Genomic DNA, 25,142 nt, shown 5'->3' on the forward strand with positions numbered 1-25,142 from the left:
TATATCAATAAAATCTATGTTGCAACTGAACCTCGGCCCTAACTCTGAGTTGTGCACAAACTTAGTGGGATTGGTATTAGCGTATCAAGGGGGCAAAGTTGTTGATATTTTAACAAATTTTCCCCTTGAAATTTATCTATAGTTTTTGTCCTGGTTGAATCGCTGTCGGTGACTAGTTTTGCACCTGAGCTAACTGCACGTAGTATCCTTTTTCTTTTTCTACGTACTTGCTCCATTGCTGAGCAGTATTTCTCACTTCTGGAACATCTTCAGCCTGAGCAAATGCCAGTAAAGATTGTTCAAAACGTTTCAAATTAAAATGCCCCATCCCCATGGCTAGATGCATATCGCCAATGTTTTCAACACCACCGCGATTTAAGGCTTGCTCTGCGGATTCAATGGCTTTTTGCCATTGCTCCAGATTCAAATAAGCCTGAGCAAGCTGAGCATCAAACTCACCAGTTTCACTAATTTCACTGGCCTGAACCAGCACGGGTATGGCTTTATCATCTTCTTTTGCCAACATGTAGCTTTGTGACAATAATTGTAAGCGTTTAAGATCAACAGCCAAGCGACCATCATCCATTGCTGATTGCATTAGCAGTGCAGCTTTGTATGGTAGTTGGTGGTAAACATACAACTGCGCCAGGGTCATAATATCTTCTTCCTTGCTGATATAACCGGCTTGCCAGGCAGCTTCCATTACCGCCAGTTGTTTGTCTTCTTCACCAATTTCGCCGTACATACCAGATAACTGCAACCAGTATTGGGGTTTATTGTACAAGCGGACCATCTGTTCCATCACTCTGGTGACTTGCTGCGGCTGCTTAAGTTCATAGTGAGCAGCGCGTTTTAGAATCAACCAGTTTTCACGCAAAGCTTCACCGCTTTGTTCACTGATAGCAATGGCATTATCAATCGAATTCAGTGCTTTTTGATAGTTCTTCTGTTGGTAGAATACCTGAGCGAATAGTACGTGTTCACTGGCGTTCAGCTCGCCATTCTTTTCAGTTTGCCAGTTTTTCAGAGCTTGCTCGGCACGAATGTAATCCTGCTTTTGCATGTGCAATTGCGCCAGTGAATACAAGGTCGACATATACAGGGCATCGGTCACCCCTTCTTTGTCAGCGACAACCTTTTCAAAGCTGGTAATGGCATTATCGACATCTTCGATGCCGTAATACAAAAACCCATAAAAATTAAACAGCATGGCTTTTTCGTAACTGTTCAGGCTTGATAATCGATCTTTAACCGCATCCAGCACTTCGATACCTGCTTGGGTATCTCCGCCATCAGCAATTTTCTGAGCCCGGGCAAGCTGGCTATATACGCGTTCGCGCATCGCTGGAACTCGTTTAGTTTTTCGAGTGTTATCCTCAGCTGCCTGCACTTGGCTGAAAATGCTGATTGCGGACGACCCATTCGATGATTCAATTGAAAACAGCGAAAAATCGCTGGCACTAAACATCAAACCTGTACCCAATGCAAACAATACGGATTTAGAAAATTTCATTCTTGTCTCCTAAGAGCGAAAAGATTAAGGCCTGTGTAAAGACAGGCCAATTAACACCAATACCACTATGTGTTTTCCCACTCAGTGAGAATTTTACGGAATTGGTATTAGATCAACCGTCAATTTCAAAGCTAATCTTATTCTGTACACCAGCCACTTCTTCTGGTTTACCATTAACAACGCGCGGCTTGTATTTAAATTTCAGGGCGGCGTCCATTGCCGCTCGGTCAAAAATCCCCTGAGGCTGAGCTTCGACCACCATAGGGTCTCTCACCGAGCCATTGGTGGTTACCGTAAATTCAACGATTACGTAGCCTTCAATACCGCGAGACTGCGCCCGACGTGGATAAATGGGTGCCACCTTAACAATTGGCAAGTATTCGCCATCACTGGTATCTAAACCTAGTCCACCGTCTAAGGCGACATCCGTCTGGATATCGGCGCTAAAGTTATTGCTCGTTGCCATATCATTGGGATTCGATTTTGCGACATTAGGCGTCATATTCTGTGGCGGTGGCTGCTGAGGTTTTTTCGGTTTCACCGGCTTACGCTTTTTGGTTTCAACCGTTTCTTCCTGCTTAAGGCGGATAAAATCCAACACTCGCCCTTTTGGTGGTTCTGACATCGCGTCATTACCTGAATTGATCAGCGTCTGCATGCCCCAAAACAATCCAAAAGTGACGAAAACGGCCAGCCCAAGGGCTAGTAAGTATCTCATCATCAGGCCTCTTGTGCGGCTATTGAAACATCATAAACGCCAGCAGCCCTGGCTGAATCCATTACCTTGATCAGGACTTCGGTGGTGGCTTTTTTGTCTGCCTGAATCACCACAGTACCTTGTGGATTTTCTGCTTTAAGTCGTTCAATATTTGCCTGTACCGCACGAATATCGACGCGACGCTTGTTGAACCACACTTCACCCTTGTCGCTGATAGCAACGAGAATATTGGCACGTTCTTTTTTCACGGCGGTTGCCGCTTGAGGACGATTAACTTCGATACCGGCCTCTTTCACGAAAGACGCGGTTACGATAAAAAATATCAGCAGGATAAATACAACATCCAACATTGGTGTCATATTTATTTCTTCGTTCTCTTCCTGCTCCTGAAGAACGTTAGTTAATTGTGATCGCATAACAAATTCCTATTTTTTTGGCCAATAGGCCTTTTTGTCGAAGTAATGCCTGCGTCTTGACTAGTGAGCCGTCGGCATTGCGTCTTCTAAAATTTGAGTTTCGCGTTTCGCGAATCGTTGCAAAAAGCTCGAGGCAAATACGCCAGATAATGAGCCAACCATACCGGCCATCGTTGGGATTGTGGCTTTTGACACACCAGAGGCCATCGAACGGGCATTACCGCTACCAGAAATCGCCATTACATCAAAAACTTCAATCATGCCGGTTACCGTGCCTAATAGTCCCAACAATGGGCACAGAACAACTAATGAATGAATTAACGGCAGGTTCTGGTTTAAACCAACACTGCCTCGGGAAATCATCGCTAAACGAATCTGTTCGCTATTCCAACTTTGCTGTTTTGTTGTCGCCACACCGCGTTGTTGCCAGCTTTGTAAGATTGATTTTTTAACCGCACGATAGCGGAAAAAAAGGTAAATCAAACGTTCGAATATCAGCAACCACATCAAGCAGACAACGGCGGCGATGACCAGGAGAACCTGGCCTCCTGTATCCATAAACGCGCGAATATCATTCATCATTTCGATGAAAAAGAGCATGGCTTAGGCTCCTTTTTCCGAGCGCTCTGCAATAATGCCGGCACTTTGCTGCTGTAAGATGCTGATAATATTGCGACTGCGGGTATTTAACATGGTGAACAGGAATACCATAGGGATGGCGACAACCAGTCCTAGTACCGTAGTGACGAGTGCCTGAGAAATACCGCCCGCCATTAATTTCGGGTCACCGGTACCAAATAAGGTAATGGCCTGGAAGGTGTTAATCATTCCAATAACCGTACCTAATAAGCCGATAAGCGGTGCCACAACCGAGATGATCTTAATCATGGTTAATTTGCTGGAAAGCTTAGGGAGTTCTCGTAAAATCGACTCTGAAAGTTTTAGCTCTAACGTGTCGACATCTGCACTTGGGTTCTGTTCTTTCACCAACATCACTCGTCCCAATGGGTTGTCATCGGTCGCTTGCTCGCTTTTCAGCTGACGATTTACCTTACGGCCTACCAGAAACAGAGAAGCAAAGCGCTCAAGAGCTATCAATAAGCCAATCGCGCCGATTGCCAGAATGATGTAACCCACTTCGCCACCTTGCTCGATACGTTCTTGATTATTTGGAGCCTGTACTAATAACGACAGAATCGAACCACCCGTTGGATCCAGTGCAAATGCGACCTGCCCGTGCTCGGAATTGGATAACACGGTTGCAGAACTTAAATAGCGTGATGAAGGTTGCCTCTGAAGCTCTGCAACACTTCCGGTAGCGCTAATATATTCCAGGTACTTACCATTACTTACCAGGTTGAAACTACCCACACGGACAACTTCGCTATTTACGCTTTCACCGTCGGCTTTGACAACCTGACGTTCGAATCGGGTTACTTTAGCGCTCTCGGTCATTTCCCGTTGCAATTCGAACCAAAGCGTTTCGATATCTTCAATGGACGCAAGCTTGGAGGTTGAGCCCATGGATTGCGCCAGTTCATCAAGAAAGACTTCCCGGCCAGGTATTTGCGCCGAAATCACCGAGTTTTGAAATTTACTTTTGGTATCCCCAGCCACTTGCTGGAGCACACCAAACAATTCCTTCAATTCCCCCATACGCTTGTTTAGTGCATCGGCCTGATTGGCCAATTTAACTTCATTATCCTGATACTGAAGCTCTAAATTAGTGCTTAGATTAACCTGCTGATTACGTTCAGTATTAACCTGTTTAAGCATGGCCTCCTGCTCATTACGCTTGGCCAGGAATTGCGCCTCGCGTTGCTGATTTTGCTTGCTCTGAGCGATTTTTCCCTGTTGCAACTGGCTTAATAACTCATCAAGAGATGTGGCTTGCTGCGGTTGCGCTTGCGCAAACGTTGTAATAAACACGGCACAAAGGCCCATGCCGAAAATTTTCATAGAACGTACTTTCATAGTAGGCAGTTTTATTGCTGCTACGCTCAAAGAGAGTGCTTTGGTAAATAACATGTTCATGGTGTTATCCATTTTTTTATTCTGATTAACCGGGTTTAAGAATTTCATATACATTTCCAACCCTGTTATTTAGCTGAATTGACAGGCACGACGATTAAGTCTGGTGCTAGTTGTTTGCGCGCAATACGCAAACCTTTGTTGATATCAGAGCGCATGCTGGTTGGCAGTTCCTGCCATTGGTGAGAATCCTGATCCCAGATACCTAAATTGGCACCATCACGGGTTTGATAAATCAGACTGACGCGACCAATGCGCAGAAAATCCACGTCGCGCTCGCGACCATTAACTTGTAATAAACCGGTATAAGCTTCAATCGTACGACCATAATCCGTTTCTACCTGATAGGCTTCCAGAACCCGACGAAACTTTTCAGAAACCGAAACATCGGCGCGATCCAGCATCGACTTAAGATCCTCGATGCGATTGCTGCGTTCTTCTTCTAAAAACGGCACATCTAAGGCGATAAACTGTTCTAATGTGGTGATCATGCGAGTCATCAATGGAGAAATCTGACGCTCTATAATGCTTACTTGCTGCATGGAATCCTGAATTTGAGCAAGCTCCTGCAATTGATTATCCAATTGACGTTGCATCTGTTGGTTATAGACTTTTAAACCATCAACTTCTTTGCTTAGCGATTTAAATCGCTGGAGTTTACTCTGGATTTGCTCATTGTACTTATCAATGCGTAGCTGCGATTTCTCTGCCGACACATTGATTTGTTGAGATTGACTAACAACCTGATTAAGTTGTTTGTCTGAAGTGGGTTCATTTACAAGTGCATAACTGCCAAATGAAAGTACACTACTGCTTATTAATATTGCAGCTAACGCCTTATTGGATGGTTTCATAACATACCTATTATTTAATAAGCTTAATCAAAAGCCGTTTGGTAAAAAGATGAATAAAATGATTGATTAATCACGCCTTTTAACTGGAACAGGCGATTTAACAACGTGAAGGAAATTTTAAAGATCGTTTGTGACAATTTAGTTGCAGCGATATTGCACTTTAATGAAGATGAAAGTTTTATTGCAATGTAATGAATCGGTTAGTTTTTTTGTCATAAACTTTTCGTAACGCGATCGCGGTTGGCAATCCCGCGGTTTCGCATATCTAACAGAGTTAGTCTATTCTTCAATGAGAATTGTTGATAAGGAGTTGTCTATGAGACCTTATTTTTCATTGCTGTTCTCAGCGACTGTAGCGCTAATGATGCTCAGTGGCTGTAGCAGTAATTCCGATGAAATCCAAGCATTGGAAAACCGTGTGCAGCAGCTTGAGCAAGCTCAGGAAATCAATAACATCCTTGTCCGCGATACCCACACCAAGCTTATCGCTACCATGACCGCCGGCCTCGAAGGCCAGCAACCGAGTATTTTCTTAACCCCGGAAGCCCGTTTTTTTCTCGCGCCTGAGTTTTGGCAAAACAATGTCAGTGATGAATATAGCCAGTGCGTGTATTCCTGTGCGAAGAATGCGTATGCCGGCTATGAAGCCTGTGGACTTAATGATCAAGCCGAGCAAAAAGGCTGTAGTCAACGGGTTCAGGATGCGGCTAAGGTGTGTCAGCTGACCTGTATCAATCGTTTTCGTCCGGTAACGACGCCGTAGCTTCGAGCTAAAGCTCTCAGAAGGTGACAACAAAAACGGAAGTTTTTGTAAGCTGACAATAAAAATTTGAATTTTTATAAGGTGACAACAAAAACGGAAGTTTTTGCAGGCTGACAATAAAAATTTGAATTTTTATAAGGTGACAACGAGAACCTTAGTTCTTGTAGGTTGATAGAAAGCGAATTGAAAAAGGAGCGATACCCGCTCCTTTTTGGTTTTACTAAATTGGTTTAGAGATTGGTTTAAAAATCCCACTTAAAGGCGATATCAAAACCGATACCGTAGGTTGAAGAACGTAGTAACGTGTCTTCAAACTCAATCTGTTTTTTCTCATCCAATAAGTTGTTTACCTTAAACTTCAACGTTGATGAATACGTTGGATAGTAAGTGTAAACAAAATCCACAGAATGAAACGGTTGCTCGTAGGCGTCATCACGGCCATCAATCCCCGGAATGATGATACGGTCACCGAAGACATTGTAAGCTAAGGTTGCACTATGATTACCATTCGGTGCGTCCCAACTAAGATTCAGGTTAACCACATATTCACTGTGACCTGTCATGCGACGAGTCGGATTGGTGATAGTGGTCGACACACCGGTTTGCTCAACAACATTTTGGGTATCAATATTGATCTCTGAATCAGAAAGAGTAACATTACCAGACAGGAAGATGTCCTCACCGAAACCACCTAGGAAAGTGAAATCTTTCAAGAACTCTGCCTCGATACCGTAAACCTCACCGTCTTCAGCATTGGCAATACGGATCAGCGGTGGACCATCCTGAGCTGGCGATTGCACGGCTTCGATAGGCTTCACCATATCTTTGTAGAACAAACCAACTGACAGATTTTCACCGGTATCCAGATACCATTCCCAACGCAAATCGTAGTTTTTGATTTGTGTCGACACAACGCTTGGCGTACCACCAACCGGAAACTCAGTCAGTGGATCAATGTAAGTCGCAGGAGCGACTTCACGAATATCCGGACGCACCGCACTTTCACCGTATGATGCTCGAAACTGCATCTGATCATCAAGGATATACGTTAACGCAATCGCCGGATAAATATCGTCCTCTTTAAACGCCAGTTCGGCTAAATCATCCACCGTTGGCTCAGACGGAATATCAAATTGACCGGTAGCAGGATCCAATGGAGCAACGACCTGACGGAAATCTTCCCAGCGAACACCCGCGCTAACGCGCCAGGTATTATCATAAAACCAGTCAATTTCACCGTAATAGGCATCGACCATTTGTGCCGAAAGATAATCATCACCGGCAACCGAGGTATCGCGAATAATACCCTCATTACCATTCAACGGCTGATTTAAAATCGCATCATCGGTCAGAATATCATTTACCTTAAAACCCGACAGTTCATAGTTCGCAAATGCCAGGGTATTCCAGTCAATACGACGGGCAAATGCATCACGGGATTTTTCGATAAAATCACCACCAGCTTTCAATTCAATTTCACTGCGATCTAATGTCAGTGGTAGTGAAACGTTAAAGCCGTAGTTTTCTACGCGGTCGTTAAGGTCCTGAAAGGTATAACGAGATGCTGTGGTAGCTTTGCGCAATGAACTTTCATTTTCTAAATCGAAAATACCATCCTGGTTTTCGTCAGCAAGAATAAAGCGAGTCGTGACATTGCCCGGCGCGTAACGGTTTGAACGAGCATTTGAATATTTCCAGTCAAAACCAAGGTACATAAGTGCCGGGAAATTGTGTTGACCGCGGAACTGATTAGCAAGGAACTGACGCTCCTCATAAATGGTCTGGTTATCGCGAACTCGCAATCCATCACTCAACAATACGTTATTGGTGTTACCCAGCTTTACTTTAACTTCATCACGGGTGTCACGAAGCATAATGGCACTGTAATCAATACGATGGTCACGGGCATATTCGAAACCTAAGTTGAACATCCCGGAAAAGCGCACACTGTGCTCAGTAGCATCGACATCATCAAACCCCCTAACCAGAGACCAACTACCATCCTGTCGTTGGGTAAAGTCCTGACCTTCATATTGCTCAGTTACCTGCCATTCATTGTCATAAGACAAAGAAGTTAGAAAACCCACCCGCAAATCCTGATCAAATACATCGTCAAAATCGAAGCGATCGCCTAGTGCGAAATCTAATCCAACATCCGGGTTTACGCTATCCATATATGGGTCGTAATCGCGATTAAACTGAGCCGCAATTTCTCGGTTTTGCATTTGAGTAACGCTGTCTAAACCTTCATAGGTGCGCCACAATTGTTGCAAACGCCCTGGGGCCGCGCGAGTGCCGTCATCTTCGCCATACCAATCATCATCACCACCGTTATAGGTGAAACCGTTATCGAAGTTATCGGTGTTTCCACCAATATTCGCGCCGATTTGCAGGGTAAAATCCGAAGGAATGGTTTTTAAACGAATATCAACGGCACCGCCACCAAAGTGAGCTGGCATTGACGCCGAATATGATTTTTGTACCGACAAGGATTCGATGATGGCCGCTGGGAATAAATCCAGTGGTATCACCGTACGTGTTGGGTCCGGGCTAGGAACCGCTGCTCCGTTCAAGGTAGTACTGGAGTAGCGCTCACCCAAACCACGAACGTAAATGAATTTGCCGTCAACCAATGTCAAACCGGTGACCCTGCGAAGGGCTGCGGCTGCATCGCTATCACCAGTACGGGCAATCTGCTCAGCACCTAAGATATCGGCAACGAAAGCCTGATTTTTGCGCTCTTCGATTACAGCGCTCGCAGTCCCTTTTAAGCGACTGGCTTTAACGACAACTTCTTCTATCGCTTCCTGCTCGGCTTCATCCTGAGCCAGCGCAACACTTGGCACGGTGGCGAACGTTGCCGCCATTACCGAGGTACCGATCGCTTTTGTCAGAAGGGATAATTGAAATATTTTTAATTGTGTTTTCATTTTCAACCTCTTGAGAATGGCATCAAAGAATGTCTTTGATTTAGCTGTCAGGGTCTTGAGAAGCAAAGGTGTTGCGAGTTGCCTCACAACACTCCAATTGCTCCAGCTTAGGGGCTGTTGAGTTTTCAGGGTTGGCTTTTGCAGTGAATTGTTTGGAATCTGAGCAAGGCTTTATCTCTTCGGCGTACCATACGTACGTCGATGAGATAAAACGAAGTTCAGGATTAAAACAAACGCTGTTCGAAGAATTCATTTGCATTGTCTCTGACCATGGTTCTTTGAAGCGCATGAACCGACTGAAACACTCTTCGCAAATAAACAAAAGTTAACCTCGAATATTCAGGAGCCCCTGTTGGCTTATTCCAAGCCCACAGTCCATCCTGCAGTCCAGTCATTGTCAGCGCTTACTGCGCCGATGTGGTCGGCATCGTCAAAGAATGCATCGCCAGCAAAGCTTTTTGGCATGGTCATATCAATGGTGAAGATACCGTCTAGTACATCAGAGCTTGACCCTTCAGTAGAATTATCCATTTGACCAAATACCCAGGCGCTTAAGTCAAAGGCTGTGCCGTCAGATTCTTCAGTACCTTTAAAGTTTTCGCTACAGGCAAATACTGAGTTGGTAATTACCGTGTCACCGGTCAATGCCTGATCTACGGTTAAACCTGCTTCCAGCTCAAAACACTCACCCATACCCGCACTACCGGTTACAACAAAGTTGTGTAGTTGTGCACGAGTACCTTCTCGTAAATAAATACCTTCTGAATCTTTATCGGCGGTGTCGAAGTCGTTACCGATAATGGTCATGTTGGCAATGGTTGGATTAGATTGAGGCTGCTTACCAGGCGTTGAACCGTCGTTGTCAGCTTCTATCGCACGGTTTGCTTCACCATTGTTGGCATCGTGCTTAACAAGAACATATTGAAGGTTGCCTCTAAAACCATTATCCCAGTCAACACTGTCATCTTTGTTAGATGTCAGAACAACATACTTAGCGTTGACAGTACCACCGAAGAATTCGATACCATCATCGGCATTTTCATGAACCTGGATGTACTCAACCTTAGTGCGATTACCAACGCCACCAAACGTGATACCGTTTAGCTCATTATCCGGAGCAATTTCATACCCCGCGTGCTTAACAACAACGTATCGTAAAATACCCGAGTTATCGTCTTCTGCTGTACCGCCGAACACGGCACCTTCCTGTACACCTTCAACCTGAAGCGCACAAGCACTGCCATCTGTAGGACACTTGTTCGATGGTGCATTACCAAGTAGAACAATACCGCCCCACTGACCAGAACCGGTAACACCGCCGGTTACATCTTCACTTGAGGTGAACACTACCGGAGCCGAAGATGTGCCCTCAGCTTCAATTTGAGAGCCACGGCTAACCACTAAGTAATCATTCCCTGAGCGACCGAAGATAGTCGTACCGGCTTCGATTTTAAGTTTTGCCGAATCTTGGTTATCGCCACCAACGAATACAGCGCCGCTTAGGGCATACATATTGTTGCTAGTCAGGGTTAAATCAGCAGTAATGCGACCGGAGATTTGACACGTGGTCATGCCATTTACCGGTGAGATTGCCGAGGTGCCTTCAGGACAACCTTCAATTTCAGCGGCTGCAGTCACTTCACCACCACCAAAACCAAATGCCCAGCCTTCACGCCAGTCATCTGAACCATCAAAGGCACCGATATAATCGGTCGTATCAAAGAATGCGCCTTCAGTATTGGACACATCCTGACCCGCACCTAATAATGGTGAATTCGAATCTGGGGTACCATCTGAGCTTACCAGGATTGAGGTAGAAACACTGTTAGATGTCTCTGCCAGGAACCAGCTTTCAAGGTCAAGTAACACGGAACCATCAGCGGCTTTTGAATCTTTAAAGTTTTCGCCATTCGCACATGCCATCACTGAGTTTTGCATGATGATTTTGCCAGAGTTGGCGTTATCTACGGTAACGGAAGAAACATCGCCACCTTCAAACTCAAGACATTCACCCATTTCAGATGGACCAGTCACTACGGTGTTATAAATACGTGCTGCCGTACCTTCACGAAGGTAGATACCTTCGGAGTCTTTATCAGCAGTATCAAAGTTGTTACCAATAATGGTCATATTGGCAATTGCCGGATTAGACTGTGGCTCTTTATCTGGTGTCGAACCATCATTGTCGGCTTCGATAGCGCGGTTTGCTTCACCGGAGTTAGCTGCATGTGCAACATAAACGTGTTGCATCATACCGCGATAACCGTTATCCCAATCGATAGAATCGTCTTTGTTCCCGGTCAACACTAAGTGTTTTACGTTTACTGCACCACCGAAGAATTCCACACCGTCATCAGCATTCGCGTGAACCTGAATATAGTCAACTTCTGTTTCAGAACCGACACCAGCAAACGTGATACCGTTTAATTCGTTATCTGGAGCAATTTCATAACCCGCATACTTAACCACAACGTATTTCAAAATACCGGAATCATCTTCCCAGTTTTCACCACCAAATACGCCGCCTTCTGCAACACCTTCTACCTGAAGCGCACAGTCACTACCATCGGTTGGACACTTATTTGAAGGCGCATTACCCAAAATGACAATACCGCCCCATTGACCAGCGGTAGTCTCTTCACCTTTTACATCTTGCAGTGAGGTGAAAATGATAGGCTGGCTGGCAGTACCTTGTGCGTTAATTTTACCGTCACGGTGAACAAGCAGGTAATCATTACCTGACTGACCGAAAAGAACCGCACCAGGCTCAATAGTAAGCTCGACTTTATTTTCAACGTTTGCAGCACCAGTACCAACCTGAAGGTCTTCACTGATGGCATAAAATACAGGCTTGCCATTTGCAAACCCTACTAAGGTGGTATCTTCTAAGATGGCTTCACGGAGAATTTGCACCTGAACATCAAACCCTAGTGCTGACGTCACGTCAGCCGTTAATGTCGATGAACCAACACCAGGTAATTCAACATTCTCGCTACCGCCGTCACCGTTGCCGCCATTGTTAATGATGGTATCACCAACGGAATTATCGACATTAGATTCAAGGTTAATGTCGCCACCACAGCCAGCCAACGATAGGCTAGCTGCAATAAAACTGAACTTAAATAATTGTGTTATTTTGTTTTGCATTTTGCTGCTCCGCAGAGAATATAAATTAAATTCCCAGCCATAGTACTGAGCAAAAATGACAGTTTTGTTTTAGTAATGTGGTGATTTGATGTAGAAAATATGACATAGGTGTTACAGAGATAACTTCGGCTTACCCGAAAAGATAAAACCCGCAACAGTATAATGAGAAAAAACAACCAGTTACACAAAGCGCAGCGTAACAAACTTGCAAATTATATTTCATCAAAATGTCATTTGCGTTATTTATAGGCATCGCCTACCAACAAAAATCAAGCATATGATTTTATTAGATTTAAATGGCTTTGTGGAAAATTAACCTCAGGTTAAGCTGCTGTAAAAAAGGATCTGGTAGGCATGTTCGCTAAGTACGGTAGTCAAAGGTTCAAAAATGGGCGTTTAACAAAATTCATGCTCTATACGTCGTTCACTTTCAAAAGCGTCTGGTATGAAAACGGGTACTCACTCGTATCGCAAGAATAACATTATGGGTATTAATCGCTTTGACTGACTTTGTACGATTTAACATTGATTGTTAAATAAAAGGAGAGAATAAGGCTAGTCTTCGTCCTGCCACTCATACGTATCGATTGCTGAACGAGCCTCAGCAATCGTACAGTTTGCTAAAATCACTAATTCTTTGACGCTTATCCCTGGATTTCTCGCAACCAGATTCACTAATTCTTTTTCGGTGAGTTGCCCTCGACTTTCCTTTATTTTGGTCAAAACCCAACGCCAGCTCGGTTCGTCTGTTTGTTCAAGTTCGTGTATCAGGTTGGTCAATTGTTCTCGGTTTGCAGAAAGTCGCCAGTTACGTGAGCGGCCGATGCGGCTAAGCTCAGCACCACTTTCACGAATGATGGCTTTAATTTCGTAGGCCCGCATTACACGACGTAAAAATGAAGGAAGCAATATATGAATAACTACCGAAACCAACCTGCCTCCAAAACGCCCTTCTATGAAACGGATACCAAGCAATACTATTGTCCAGTACATAACATTGGCATAACAATGGTCAGTATATCAATGGATTGAGGTAACAATAAAGAGACAACTCAGACAAATATTACAGTGATGCACCCCCCTCCTGCCTCTAATCCTTATAAAAGGCTTTCGCCTGACATTGATACAAAATGGTACACAACAATCATTGACTCAATCCTGATATAACCATAAATATAAGGCAAGTAGAAGTTAGTTGTTACGAATAATAAATGTGGTCAATAATTTGCGCCAGAATAAAAATTATACTGAGCAATTCTTGCGTTTTAACTCTGTTTATTTTTTCGGTACCTAAAGCGCAAGCCAAACAAAGCTATGAGGATATTTATCAGACGCAGTCAGGCTGGCATCTGGGTATGGCTACAGGCTATGGAAAAATAGACAATCCTATACACCAAGGTAATGACATTCCCTTAGTCCTGATCCCGAAAATCGAATTCTACTGGGGTGATTTTGCTCTCAACAACAGTCAGTTGATCTATACTCCTTGGCAAAATGACTCTACTACCTTTTCCTTTTTAACTAGGGTCAATGAAGACGGCCTGTACTTTATCGATGATTTGCTATCAGCTTCCGCTGGTGCGGCATTTCTTCAGCGCCCTTTAATGAGTGATGGAGGCCCAAACCAGCAAGGCAACAAAACGGCCCCCGCCTTGATGCGCGGCGAGATAGAGCGAATCGATGACAGAAAGATATCGGTGCTCGCTGGTATGGAAGTCAATCATGACTGGAATGACTGGCGCATCAGCGCTGCCTGGTACCGAGAAGTAACTAATTATCACCATGGCGATGAAGCATTTTTCAGTATTGCCAAGGCATGGCGTGGACAGTCGCACTTATGGTTAACCAGCCTAGAGTGGCAATATCAAAGTGAAGAATTATTGCAGTATTACTATGGTACCAGATTAGCCGACTGGATCGCCGGCTTTAGTCGTTTCCGGCCAAACTCAGCCCTTAATACCAGCATAAAAATAAGTTACCGCTACGACATTAGCAGCCACTGGGACTTTATCGCTGAAGCCCGCATCCAGCGCCTTGACTCAATGTTGAACGCTAGTCCATTGCTGCAACAGCAGCATTTATTTTCATTCTTTACGGGATTTGCCTGGAGTTTTTAAGATGGGCAGACGCAGTAACCAATTCACTTTTAGTATGTTCATGTTGCTGCTCCTCAGCTCAAAATCGGTAAACGCCCAACCGCCGAAACAGTTTTTTGAGATATCTCCAAACCTTTGTCTGAGTGAAGATAATCAATGCCGCCTAACAACAAATCTGTCCTGGCATTTCAACGACATTTTTCAGGTTTGTATCAAAGTTTATGGGCACCCGGTACGAACATATTGTGATTTGCCAGCCAGTATGGAGAAATACTCTCTGGAGCTCTTGAGTCATGAAGATATCCGCATCGACATTACCGACAGGGAACAATCCAGACTTTTGGCTACTCAACGAATTTTAATATTACATGTGAACGAACGAAAACCCAGACGTCGTATATCCTGGAGTATATTTTAAGTGAATCAATATTCAATATTGTATATAGAAGATGATTGCAAGCTAGCCAACCTAGTCAGTCGTTATCTGCAAAGTCATGGTTTTATCGTCACCCACTATGAACAAGGATATCCGGCGATATTTGCCGCTCAAACGCAATCCTTTGACCTGATTCTTCTCGATATCGGGCTGACAGATATCGATGGATTTGAAGTGTTTCGAGAAATCAAAAAAAACACCTCGACTCCAGTTATTTTTATGACCGCGAGACAGAGTCAAATCGACCACATAGCAGGTTTAGATCTAGGCGCCGAAGATTACCTGACAAAACCGGTAAGTCCATCCATTCTGTTAGCGAGAACCAACCGATGTTTACGCCGAAAGCAGGCAACACCTACACTACAGGCCCGCTACCCATCGATGAAGTTTGGCTCCCTGTATATCAATAGATCGCAAATGCAGGCATTTATCGATGATCAATCACTACAACTGACCAATGCTGAGTTTTCTATTTTAGTGCAGCTTGCCAGTAAACCAGGGGAAATGATTAGTCGGGATCAATTATTCGATGAATCCATAGGTCGAAAATATGATGGCTTGAATCGTACCATTGACGGCAGAGTCAGCCGCCTTCGAAAAAAACTGGGCGATGATTCAAACGGGCCGGAAAAAATAAAAACCGTTTGGGGAAAAGGCTATATTTTTATGCCCAATGCCTGGTAATAGCGTATGTTCCGCCTGTACCTCTCGCTTTATTTCACTTGCGCCTTATGTCTTGGAACCAGTGCCTGGTTTCTGGAGTCTTATAACAGCCAGTCCGGGCAACTTTCTAATCTGGAAAAACAGTTAATCGCAAACTACCTCAATGACACAGAACAAACAGAGCAAACAGGAGCAAAAAACCTTTTAACTAAAGTGCCGTTAAGTAGTATACATTTGTCCGAAGAACTTTTTCAGCAACTGCAAACTGGCCAGACATTGACGGTCGAGGACAATCAACAGCAATGGTACTTTTATAAATTGAGCGCCAGCGCGGCAGACGATGTCCTTATCTTTGGTCCATTTAGTAGTGCAGGTAATAATAATGCCTCATTCATAAAATTCATTTTCTATCTTAGCATTGCCGTTGCGGTTTTTCTGGGATGCTGGCCATTGTTTCGAGATATAAATCGTCTACAACTTGCTACGTACGACATAAGCCGGGGGGCATTAGGAAAACATATACAATTCTCAAGATTTTCAATGATTAAAGACATAGGTGATACATTCAATCAAATGAGCCAGCAACTAAGTCGTCGGGTAACGACCCAGAGAGAACTGATAAATGCTGTTTCACACGATTTTCTAACACCTATCTCAAGAGCAAAATTTGCGCTTGAGGTTCATGACGACAAGCAGTGTCAGAGTTTACAAAATATTGACTTAATGCAGGATCTCGTTGAGCTGGAAATACTGGTTGAAGAGTTTCTAACTTATGCTGAGTTGCAACAATGCAAGCCTCAATTTGTGCACAGGATATATACCGCCAAGGATCTCATTATGCCATGCATCGGTAAATTTTCTGTATATAGTGAGCTCGTCATTAATTTGAACAATCACCAGCAGAATATCTCTGTCGATCAACGAAGTTTTCAACGAATCCTGCAAAACCTGCTTGGCAATGCGGTTCGATTCGCCCGCCAACATATCATCGTATCCATAGAACAGACATCAATGCACTGGGAACTGTCTGTCAGTGATGACGGGCCGGGATTTGCCGAACATAAAAAGAGCTATCTGCTTAAAGCGTTTAATCAGGACGAAAAGGGAAATGAAGAAATATATCAAGGTGTGGGTTTAGGACTGGCCATTATCAAGCAATTATGCCACTGGCAACATGGTGAATTGCAGATTGAAACTTGTCCTATCCTAGGTGGCGCCCGCTTTAAAGTGCGTATTCCTCACCCCAAGAACAAAATACATGAGGCGTAACAACTGCAATAACCTTTGCAACGAATGCCAGATGACAATACGCTATTTCCTCTACAGGCTGTATAAGTCACGTTGCACCATATTAGGAAGTTAATCTGTAACACTCTTCCTGCCACAACCTTTTGAATTCATACAACTTAACAGTTAAACCGCAAACTGTATCAACCTGTATCAAACTGTACTTTAGTTTGTCAATTCATTGACCAAATCCGCTAACCACAGGAATCTAACACGGTTAAAAACCGCAGGTTCTATAAAATCTAAATGACTATCAGAATCTGTAACTCATTCACTTAAGAGTTAAAGGAAGTTTATGTTTAACTTAAAAAAAGTTTCTCTGGTAGTAGCCTCTGCACTGTACGCCAGTGCCGTTGGAGCCAGCGCGACCAATGCACCTCAGTCAGCCTGGTTCGAAGCACCAGCAGACTATCAGGCGCCAAAACCTCTAGAGCGAGCCGAATACCCAGGCGTTGCCAACCAGCAGACCAAAAAACAGCATAAAGTATTTGAGGCTGAGGCTGATATCAGCGGCATTCAAATTTACATTGTGCAATTAGAAGATCAACCTGTCGCCACTTATGGCGGTGAATTACAGGGTTACGCGGCAACCCAGAGTCATATTTTGGCAGCACGACAAAGCAAGAACCAACCACTGAATCTCGCACAACCGGATATTGCTAATTATCATAGCTACCTGGAAACCAAACGTCAGGAGTTTTTTCAAAATGCCAGCCGCCTGCAAGGACTGAACATTCGTCCCGAGCGCGAATTCAGCGTTGCTTTAAATGGTTTTACCGCGCAAATGACTCAGGAAGAAGCCATGCGCATGGCCAAAGTCCCAGGCGTCAAACACATCACCCGTTCAAAGATCTACGAACTAAAAACCAATGCAACTATAGGCCAGACTGGAGCCGATAAGGTCTGGCAACACCCAGTCCATGGCGACAACATGGGTGAAGGTGTCGTTGTAGGTATCATTGATACTGGAATTAATACCGATCATCCATCGTTTGCGGAAGTGGGCGGAGATGGCTTTGTACACACCAACCCATTAGGTGAAGATACCTTTCTCGGTGACTGTGTAGAATCACCACAATTGTGTAACGACAAACTCATTGGTGTGTATTCCTATCCGGAGATCACTCAGGCATACAGCGATCCGGTATTTGCTGAAGTTCGTCCGGAAAATGGTGAAGACTATCACAGTCATGGTTCGCACGTTGCAGGAACTGCAGCTGGTAACATTATCTATGATGTACCGTACAAGCTAAAAGACAACACACCGCAAGGCTCCGGTATGGATACCAACCTGATATTCTCTCAGACATCAGGTATGGCTCCACACGCTAATATTATTTCTTATCAAGTATGTTGGCCAGGCGGACAAGGTGACCCTTACGCGGGATGTCCTCAGACCGCATTGCTTTCCGCGATTGAACAGGCGGTAATCGATAATGTTGATGTAATCAATTTTTCTATCGGTGGTCTAGAAGAAGATCCATGGATTGATCCCATTGAGCAAGCATTTTTCAATGCGGCACAGGCAGGAGTTTTTGTTGCTGCCGCCGCAGGAAACAGCGGTGATGAACTGATGACGGCTGATCACTCTTCCCCCTGGTTAACCAGTGTTGGTGCACATACTCCAAGTAAAAAAGCAGGATTTAAAGATAAATTTCTGACTAGCCTGTCAGGTGGTGATACTGAAGCGCCCCAGCAAATGTCAGGTGTATCGATCACTTTTGAAGAAATTTCCGGCCTTTTAGTTAACGCAGCAGATTATCCAAACCCGAATGAAAAATATTCCTTTAATATGGCGAACTGCGATAAGCCTTATCCGCAAGGAACATTTGACTTGGCTGACGATCCAGAAACTCTGGATATCGATGAAAGCCAGCAAAATGTCATCGTAGTCTGTAAGCGCAGCAGTAGTCCTTTATATTTCAAGGCTGCCAATATTGCTGAAGGTGGCGCCGAAGGCATGGTTGTGTATAACCGTTCCAGCTACCAGGACAATGCCTCTATTCCTGCGGTTGCACATCCATTACCAGCAATTCATATTACTTATGACGATGGTATGGAATTGATTGACTGGATGGCATCTGGTAAAGGCCATACGGGTACAATCACACCAACTGAAGCACATGAGGAAGACGTTGAAGATGAAATGATGGCATATTTTTCCAGCCGCGGTCCTTCTTACTTTGGCCTGGATACATTAGTCGTTGATATCGCGGCACCGGGGGTTGATGTCTACGCACCTGGTTCAGATGATCAGCCGTTTACAAGTAATCCAGGCACTGCTGACTGGATGAGCATGTCTGGTACATCTATGGCAAGCCCACACGTTGCGGGTGCTGCAGCTATATTGCGTCAGTCACATCCGGATTGGTCACCAATGGAAATCCAGTCAGCGCTGTTATTAACCGCCAGCAATGATCTTAAGAATTCTTCATTTCTAGACAGTTATTCGCCAAGCGGATGGGATTCTGGCTTACAAGACATGGGTGCTGGTCGAATGAATGTTGACCAAGCTGACAAAACTGGTCTGGTACTTGATGAATCCATGGATAACATGAGGGCTGAAAACCCAAATTTAGGTGGTTTTGAAAAGCGCCTAAACACGGCTTATATGGTCGATACAGAATGTGTTAGCGAATGTTCGTTCGTTCGAAACTTTAAAGCAACCAAAGATGGCAGCTATCAAGTATCAACGCAAACCTGGATTGGAGATTTTGATATTGAAGTTGAGCCCATGTCATTTGACATTAAAGCGGGCGAAACCCAATCCATCGTAGTGACCACAAGATCGAAGAAATCTAGTGCCGCTGTTACATTTAATGATTTGACCGGTAATCAGGGTCAGGTGATTTTAACCCCTGCCGACGACTCACCGATATTGGAATTGCCAGTATGGACCTACAACGGTAACACAGGATTACCAGAACATGTGATGATCAATGCGCACCGTACCTCGGCGACCACTAACATCGGGCCGTTTAATACTCGAGAAATCACCGAGTTATCGACGCATAGCTATGGTCTGGTCAAGGGGTCGGGTGAAACCGTTCAGCTTTATTACGACGAAAGCCTCGAAGATCCATTTAACCTGACCGAAAACGAAGCCATGACGTTGGTTAATGTTAACCATGTGGAGTTAACAGACGTTAGTGAAGGCAGTAAAATGTTGATCAGCCGCGTCGTAGGTGAAAATGTCAATGATGCCTTGGTATTCATGGGACAGGATTTGAATAATGATGGTCTAGCAACTCACGACGAATTATTATGTATGTCTACCGACTATAACGCCGCGAATTTCTGTTCCATCGTCGATCCAAATCCAGGTACTTACTGGACACTGATCATGAATACCGATCGTCCTAGTTGGAATGAAGAAGACCAAGGGCGAGAAATTTCATTCGTTACCGCCGTAGTAAATAGTGATAACCAAAACCTTACCATTACTGGTGCAGAGCAGATCCCTGGATACGAAGAGTACCAGCTGGAGTTAAACTACCAGTTACCAGAAATGGAGATCGGCGACTACTATTTTGGTGGCTTTGATATCGGTTCTAACGCCAGCGATATAGGTAACCTTGGCTTTGTTCCGGTAACCATCACCCAGGTAGATGATGATGTAACGTTCACTGTCGCTCAGTCTAAAGCGAAAGCCGGGGATATCGTTGATTTTAATATCAGTGTGATTGCCAATAACGAGCAGCAGGCCCGTGATTTTACTCTGCAAACGACTCTGCCAGACAGCATCCAAATCATTCCTGACAGTATCGTTGCCTCAAATGCAACGCCTGCGCCTCCAGAATTGGCTAATAATGTCCTGTCATTAACTGGTACTCAGGAAACCACCCGAGATGTTGTGCGTAATTATAAAATCACTAACAACATAACCGATGAGATGTGTTCATTAGGAGCTGCTAAATCACCGTATCCTGGTTATCTTGATTTAAGACCCCTGGGATGGCGTACTCTGGAGAATGTTCAAGGTCGTTATTACAATGAGTACGAGTATTCATTGAAGGACTTAATGAACTGGGATGAAGATATTGCTTTCCCATTCTTTAACAAGTATCACTTTACTTCGATGAAAATTAACCCGGCAGGCCTGATTACGTTTGGCTCTCAAGGTCGAACAACGCCTTACCATGTTGAGCTTCCAAGGGCAGCAGCTTATCCGCCACCGCCACCGTACATTATCGCACCATTCTGGGTTGGCGATAATACGATCCCAGAGCGAGTAGATTCAAGCTATCCAAACCATCATTTGAATGCTGGCGTAACGCCCACTTATACATGGGCCAGAGACTGGTTAGTACTAGAATGGGATAACGTTGAGCGTGCTTATAGCGACGGTCAAATGGTCGATTTTGAAATGTTCCTGAGAATGAACATTAATTACGAGCCAGGTGAATATGAAATGATGTTCGCTTACGACAATGTCGAATTGGCAGATGCTCAAGGGACTATCGGCTTTAAAGCGGCTGATGGCAGAGTTCTGATTGATGGCGATATTCCGATGGATGTCAATATTGGTAACTCAGTTGCCTTTAATGATCTCGATCAGGTAGTAAGCAATGAGTTGGTTGTTTGTATGGACTACACCGGTCCGGAAGAATCGCAATTCAACGTCAGCTTTCAAGCTTACGTTTCAGAAGCAGCTGCCGGCCAAACTCATACCATAGAGCTGGAAAATGGTCTGGTTGGTTCTGAAAATGAGCAGTTGTCATTAACATTGGATGTTACTGGTAATATCCAGATTGCTGAGCTTGCCGATATCACCATCATGGAAGGCGAGCAAGCCAGCTTTAAGGTTAACTATGCGGATGAGAATCCGGTAAGTAATATCGTTGATGTGATGGCGGACTATGTCAGTGTAGAAGTGTCAGGGCATGAGTCAGGTAGTATGGTGACTCTGACTCCGGATACTGGCTATAACGGCACCGTTGAAGTGATGGTAAAAGTGTCCGATAGCGTCAATGCTGGTGATGCAGCGGTCGCAAGATTCATGCTAACCGTTGAATCTGATGGCATCGAACTGGGTTGTACCGATGATACAGCAATCAACTTTGATGAAAATGCTAATACCGATGATGGTAGCTGTGAATTTCCGGCTGAACCTCCTGGGCAAGAAAAGAAGAAGTCAGGTGGTAGTAACTCTATCATGGCACTTCTGGCCCTGATGGTAATAGCAGGAATGCGCAGACGCATCCGTTAAAATAAGCTTCAATCCGATGTAATTATGAAAAAGCCCGGTTTGTAAATACAAACCGGGCTTTTATTTCGCTACAAATGCGACTCAATTCGCTACGACCAAATTCCTGTCTTATTCTGTTTCAAGGTAGCTATCTGTACGCAAACCAAACTGGGCTAATAAATCGTCAATAAAACGATTCAACTCACCGGTCATCAAGGTGAAGTCGGCATCGATTTTCACAAGAATATCATCACTTTGAATGTCAGCGTTTTGCTCGTGAATCACATCGAAAAACTTAACACGTTTTACGCTTAAATCATCGGCAAGCAAACACGATAGCGTTTGATCCCAATCAAAAGCAATTTTCACTACCTGCTTATCGGTATTTAAATGCGCCAGAATTTCATCGGACAATAAATCCTGATTCTTACAGCGGATCACCGCGGCATCTTCGCCTAATGCTTTTAGCTCACCTTCAAAACCAATTAAAAATTGCTCAGGTAAGTTCTGCTCTAATAACCAGCTGGTCATTACCGTTTCGGCGCCGGTTTCTGGCGCAAATGAGGTTACCGGCAGGCTGCCTAGTGATTTACGTAGTAATGCCAGGAAATCTTCGGCTTTGCCGCGAGAAGAGGTATTGATCACGATAATGTTTTTCTCAGGGCAGATATACCCTTGAGTGTCGCTGATTCTTGAGAATGCACGTGGCAATAACTCAAAGGTAATATCTTCTTTAAACTGCTCTTTTTCTTTCTTGGTTGCTTTGCGAGAATGCTCTTGCTCTAGTTGCTCAACTTTTTCATCAAGGGCCTCTTTGACCACAGAAGCAGGAAGGATTTTTTCTTCTTTGCGGGCAGATAATAAATAGCAACCATTCGCATGGTGTAACAAACGTTGGCCGTGCTTCCCAAGTGCGTTACTCCAACCGAAATGGGACATTTCGGTTTTACCACAAGGGGTAAACTGGTTTTCCTGAAGTTGGCTTTCAAGCTCGTCTTCGTTTATGGTAAATGGACGCGTAAATGCAAAAATATATAAATTTTTAAACCACATGGATGTATTCCTGTCCCCTCACATGGAAATACCGGGGATCGTTATTGAGAAGGATTTGAGATGGGCATCATAACCAATATATTGCTGCTGAGTATATCTATTTTTTTAGTTTCGAAGATGATGTCCGGCATTCATTTGAAAAGCTTCTGGACTGCCGTGGTTGTCGCTATTGTTTACTCTATCGCCGATATTCTTTTGTATTGGTTTTTAGTGATCATTTCCATGCCTTTGATCATTATCACCTTTGGATTGTTTGTGTTTGTTCTCAATGCATTTTTACTCTGGATAACCGATCAGCTGCTTGATGACTTCGAAATAGAAAGCTTCGGCACTACCTTAGTAGCTTCGTTTATTATTACCGTGATTAACCTGGTATTGGGTTGGATATTTTTACCTGGTTCCACTTAATCAGAACCAGGTAAATGATTTGAATACACTTGCTTGTAAGTGCTTAAAGGTGATTAGTAAACCACTCAACCACGGCGAGATTTACTTCACCTTTGTGAGCCATCAATGAATGATCGCCACCATCAAAGCGAATAAACTTATGGGGGTGCTCAAGCTCTGTCAGGCGCGTTGCCAATCTTTCAGAGTGCTCGATTGCCACACGTTTATCCTGATCGCCATGAATCAATAATATTGGCACTTGTTTGGGTAACTCTTCTGCCCATAGCAAAACAGAACGTTTTTTAAGTTGATTATCTTTGTCGGTATCGTAATTTGGAATTCTGGCTTTATATACTCGCTCAAACTCCGGTCGTTTTTGTAAACCAAAAATCAAATCAGAATCGCCAGCTTGCGCAACCAGTGCTTTAACCCGGTTTTGTTGCATTAAGGTCAGGTATGACTGCATTGCGCCTCGGCTCGAGCCATACATGCCAACTTTTTCACTATCGACGCCATCAATTTCGGGGATTAAATTAATCAGGGTCACCACATCATCAACATCAGCACCACCAAATTCGTCCTGTCTTTTTGAATTTTCGTTACCAAAACCACTGTATTGCGAGCCAATAATGGCAAAACCTTCATTGGCAAGTGGAAACAGGGTGAAGAACATATCGGTAAAATTGATTGCACCAAAATCGGCATTACCACCACGATTGTAAACAATCACTGGCGGTTTCGTCTTCTTAGCCTTGTTATCAGCAGTGTTTGGTTTAGGAGCGATGTAATATCCCTGCACATATTCACCACCAACCTTGTACCAGAAAATACGACAATCCAATGTGCTTTTGTACTGATTAAAATCCTCCTCTTTCAAATAAGCGGTAAACATTTTCTCTACAGAAGCGACTCTCGCTTTTGCGTTTTCACCCTTATTGTTCTTATTGATTAACATATCTTTCCAACTCTTATGACTTGAAAAATCACCGCTAAAACAATTTGATGCTTTTTCAAAAGCTGGAGGCAAAATTTGACGCTCGCTCAGTTCAGCGGCGCTGCTAATCGCCGCGAACAGCATTGTTGAAAAACCTATGATGGTGGTGGAAATAAATTTGCTTAATCGACTCATAAAAACTCCTTTTTAAAATAAATACCATTAATGGTCGTAAAACTTGTATGCAGGCATATATTAGAAAATACAGCCGTTCGCATGATGTAGCAAACATTGGCCGTGCTTCCCAAGTGCGTTACTCCAAACGAAATGGGACATTTCGGTTTTACCACGAGGAGTAAACTGGTTTTCCTGAAGTTGGCTTTCAAGCTCGTCTTCGTTTATGGCAAATGGACGCGTAAATACAAAAATATTTAAATTTGCTTCTCATTTCAGGCAGTAAATCATCAATAAATAATTCATCATTTTTTCGTACTTGAATCGATGATAGTGATACATCAATTTCAATTTTTGAATCATCAACACGATGAACTAGCGTATCTTTAAATCCCCAGGCAAAGCTTTTCTTTATAAGATTACCGTTGCAAAAGTATTTCATAAAACCAAGTGAAGAAAGCTCCACTCTGAATTCTTTATACCAATCACATTAAATTATTGCTCACTCAGTGAGAATTTAAAGGCTTTTAGGCAAGGCTTTGATTGCAGAGA

20 protein-coding genes are annotated in these 25,142 nt (G+C 43.9%); 7 read left to right on the forward strand and 13 right to left on the reverse strand.

Annotation, left to right across the window (positions count from 1 at the left end; translation table 11 throughout):
• Window positions 1-172: 172 nt before the first annotated feature.
• The 6 genes from ACHUFQ_RS15045 to ACHUFQ_RS15070 form a co-directional block, all read right to left on the reverse strand.
• Window positions 173-1,513 carry a tetratricopeptide repeat protein gene (locus tag ACHUFQ_RS15045; RefSeq protein WP_394176669.1) on the reverse strand — a complete coding sequence of 447 codons (1,341 nt, stop codon included), beginning with the start codon at window positions 1,511-1,513 and terminating at the stop codon, window positions 173-175.
• A 112-nt stretch (window positions 1,514-1,625) separates the two neighbouring features.
• The gene (locus ACHUFQ_RS15050) at window positions 1,626-2,231 is read right to left on the reverse strand and encodes an energy transducer TonB (RefSeq protein WP_394176686.1); all 606 of its coding nucleotides are present in this window, start codon (window positions 2,229-2,231) and stop codon (window positions 1,626-1,628) included.
• Window positions 2,232-2,233: 2 nt separating this feature from the next.
• Entirely contained in the window at window positions 2,234-2,647 is a 414-nt protein-coding gene (locus tag ACHUFQ_RS15055) for an ExbD/TolR family protein (RefSeq protein ID WP_394176670.1), read from the reverse strand.
• A 60-nt stretch (window positions 2,648-2,707) separates the two neighbouring features.
• Window positions 2,708-3,247, reverse strand: coding sequence for a MotA/TolQ/ExbB proton channel family protein (locus tag ACHUFQ_RS15060; RefSeq protein WP_394176671.1), 540 nt, complete (start codon window positions 3,245-3,247; stop codon window positions 2,708-2,710).
• Window positions 3,248-3,250: 3 nt separating this feature from the next.
• The gene (locus ACHUFQ_RS15065) at window positions 3,251-4,591 is read right to left on the reverse strand and encodes a MotA/TolQ/ExbB proton channel family protein (protein ID WP_394176687.1); all 1,341 of its coding nucleotides are present in this window, start codon (window positions 4,589-4,591) and stop codon (window positions 3,251-3,253) included.
• Between the two features lie 155 nt (window positions 4,592-4,746).
• Window positions 4,747-5,532, reverse strand: a complete 786-nt coding sequence (locus ACHUFQ_RS15070) for a DUF3450 domain-containing protein (RefSeq protein ID WP_394176672.1) — start codon at window positions 5,530-5,532, stop codon at window positions 4,747-4,749.
• Window positions 5,533-5,848: 316 nt separating this feature from the next.
• Here ACHUFQ_RS15070 and ACHUFQ_RS15075 point away from each other — a divergent pair, with 316 nt between their 5' ends.
• A complete protein-coding gene (locus ACHUFQ_RS15075) occupies window positions 5,849-6,295 on the forward strand; it encodes a hypothetical protein (protein ID WP_394176673.1) in 447 nt (148 codons plus the stop codon).
• A 242-nt stretch (window positions 6,296-6,537) separates the two neighbouring features.
• Here ACHUFQ_RS15075 and ACHUFQ_RS15080 read toward each other — a convergent pair whose 3' ends face one another.
• From ACHUFQ_RS15080 to ACHUFQ_RS15095, 4 genes are all read right to left on the reverse strand, one after another.
• Complete coding sequence (locus ACHUFQ_RS15080; protein WP_394176674.1) at window positions 6,538-9,225, reverse strand: TonB-dependent receptor domain-containing protein; 2,688 nt, start codon at window positions 9,223-9,225, stop codon at window positions 6,538-6,540.
• 40 nt (window positions 9,226-9,265) lie between these two features.
• Window positions 9,266-9,478: a hypothetical protein gene (locus ACHUFQ_RS15085; RefSeq protein WP_394176675.1), complete on the reverse strand. Its 213-nt coding sequence runs from the start codon at window positions 9,476-9,478 to the stop codon at window positions 9,266-9,268.
• A gap of 104 nt (window positions 9,479-9,582) precedes the next feature.
• The gene (locus tag ACHUFQ_RS15090; protein WP_394176676.1) at window positions 9,583-12,372 is read right to left on the reverse strand and encodes a hypothetical protein; all 2,790 of its coding nucleotides are present in this window, start codon (window positions 12,370-12,372) and stop codon (window positions 9,583-9,585) included.
• Window positions 12,373-12,927: 555 nt separating this feature from the next.
• A complete protein-coding gene (locus tag ACHUFQ_RS15095; protein ID WP_394176677.1) occupies window positions 12,928-13,365 on the reverse strand; it encodes a ribosome recycling factor family protein in 438 nt (145 codons plus the stop codon).
• Between the two features lie 218 nt (window positions 13,366-13,583).
• On the opposite strand from ACHUFQ_RS15095, the gene ACHUFQ_RS15100 reads away from it, so the two are divergent.
• The 5 genes from ACHUFQ_RS15100 to ACHUFQ_RS15120 all read left to right on the forward strand — a co-directional run bounded on the left by ACHUFQ_RS15100 (window position 13,584) and on the right by ACHUFQ_RS15120 (window position 22,063).
• A complete protein-coding gene (locus tag ACHUFQ_RS15100; RefSeq protein ID WP_394176678.1) occupies window positions 13,584-14,489 on the forward strand; it encodes a MipA/OmpV family protein in 906 nt (301 codons plus the stop codon).
• A gap of 40 nt (window positions 14,490-14,529) precedes the next feature.
• Entirely contained in the window at window positions 14,530-14,886 is a 357-nt protein-coding gene (locus ACHUFQ_RS15105; RefSeq protein WP_394176679.1) for a DUF3019 domain-containing protein, read from the forward strand.
• Window positions 14,887-15,588 carry a response regulator transcription factor gene (locus tag ACHUFQ_RS15110; protein WP_394176680.1) on the forward strand — a complete coding sequence of 234 codons (702 nt, stop codon included), beginning with the start codon at window positions 14,887-14,889 and terminating at the stop codon, window positions 15,586-15,588.
• A gap of 6 nt (window positions 15,589-15,594) precedes the next feature.
• On the forward strand, window positions 15,595-16,836 hold the full coding sequence (locus ACHUFQ_RS15115; RefSeq protein ID WP_394176681.1) for an ATP-binding protein: 1,242 nt from the start codon (window positions 15,595-15,597) through the stop codon (window positions 16,834-16,836).
• Window positions 16,837-17,149: 313 nt separating this feature from the next.
• Window positions 17,150-22,063: a S8 family peptidase gene (locus ACHUFQ_RS15120; RefSeq protein WP_394176682.1), complete on the forward strand. Its 4,914-nt coding sequence runs from the start codon at window positions 17,150-17,152 to the stop codon at window positions 22,061-22,063.
• 108 nt (window positions 22,064-22,171) lie between these two features.
• On the opposite strand, the gene rdgC (ACHUFQ_RS15125) is transcribed toward ACHUFQ_RS15120, so the two are convergent.
• Window positions 22,172-23,095, reverse strand: a complete 924-nt coding sequence (gene rdgC / locus ACHUFQ_RS15125; protein ID WP_394176683.1) for a recombination-associated protein RdgC — start codon at window positions 23,093-23,095, stop codon at window positions 22,172-22,174.
• A 60-nt stretch (window positions 23,096-23,155) separates the two neighbouring features.
• On the opposite strand from rdgC (ACHUFQ_RS15125), the gene ACHUFQ_RS15130 reads away from it, so the two are divergent.
• Window positions 23,156-23,503: a phage holin family protein gene (locus tag ACHUFQ_RS15130; protein ID WP_394176684.1), complete on the forward strand. Its 348-nt coding sequence runs from the start codon at window positions 23,156-23,158 to the stop codon at window positions 23,501-23,503.
• A gap of 43 nt (window positions 23,504-23,546) precedes the next feature.
• Here ACHUFQ_RS15130 and ACHUFQ_RS15135 read toward each other — a convergent pair whose 3' ends face one another.
• Both ACHUFQ_RS15135 and rdgC (ACHUFQ_RS15140) read right to left on the reverse strand, forming a co-directional pair.
• On the reverse strand, window positions 23,547-24,611 hold the full coding sequence (locus tag ACHUFQ_RS15135) for an alpha/beta hydrolase family protein (protein WP_394176685.1): 1,065 nt from the start codon (window positions 24,609-24,611) through the stop codon (window positions 23,547-23,549).
• A gap of 60 nt (window positions 24,612-24,671) precedes the next feature.
• Window positions 24,672-24,845 carry a recombination-associated protein RdgC gene (gene rdgC, locus ACHUFQ_RS15140; protein WP_394176688.1) on the reverse strand — a complete coding sequence of 58 codons (174 nt, stop codon included), beginning with the start codon at window positions 24,843-24,845 and terminating at the stop codon, window positions 24,672-24,674.
• Window positions 24,846-25,142: the final 297 nt, after the last annotated feature.

The sequence above is a fragment of the Thalassotalea litorea genome, assembly GCF_043642205.1.
In the GTDB taxonomy this organism is placed as follows: Bacteria; Pseudomonadota; Gammaproteobacteria; order Enterobacterales; family Alteromonadaceae; genus Thalassotalea_A; species Thalassotalea_A litorea.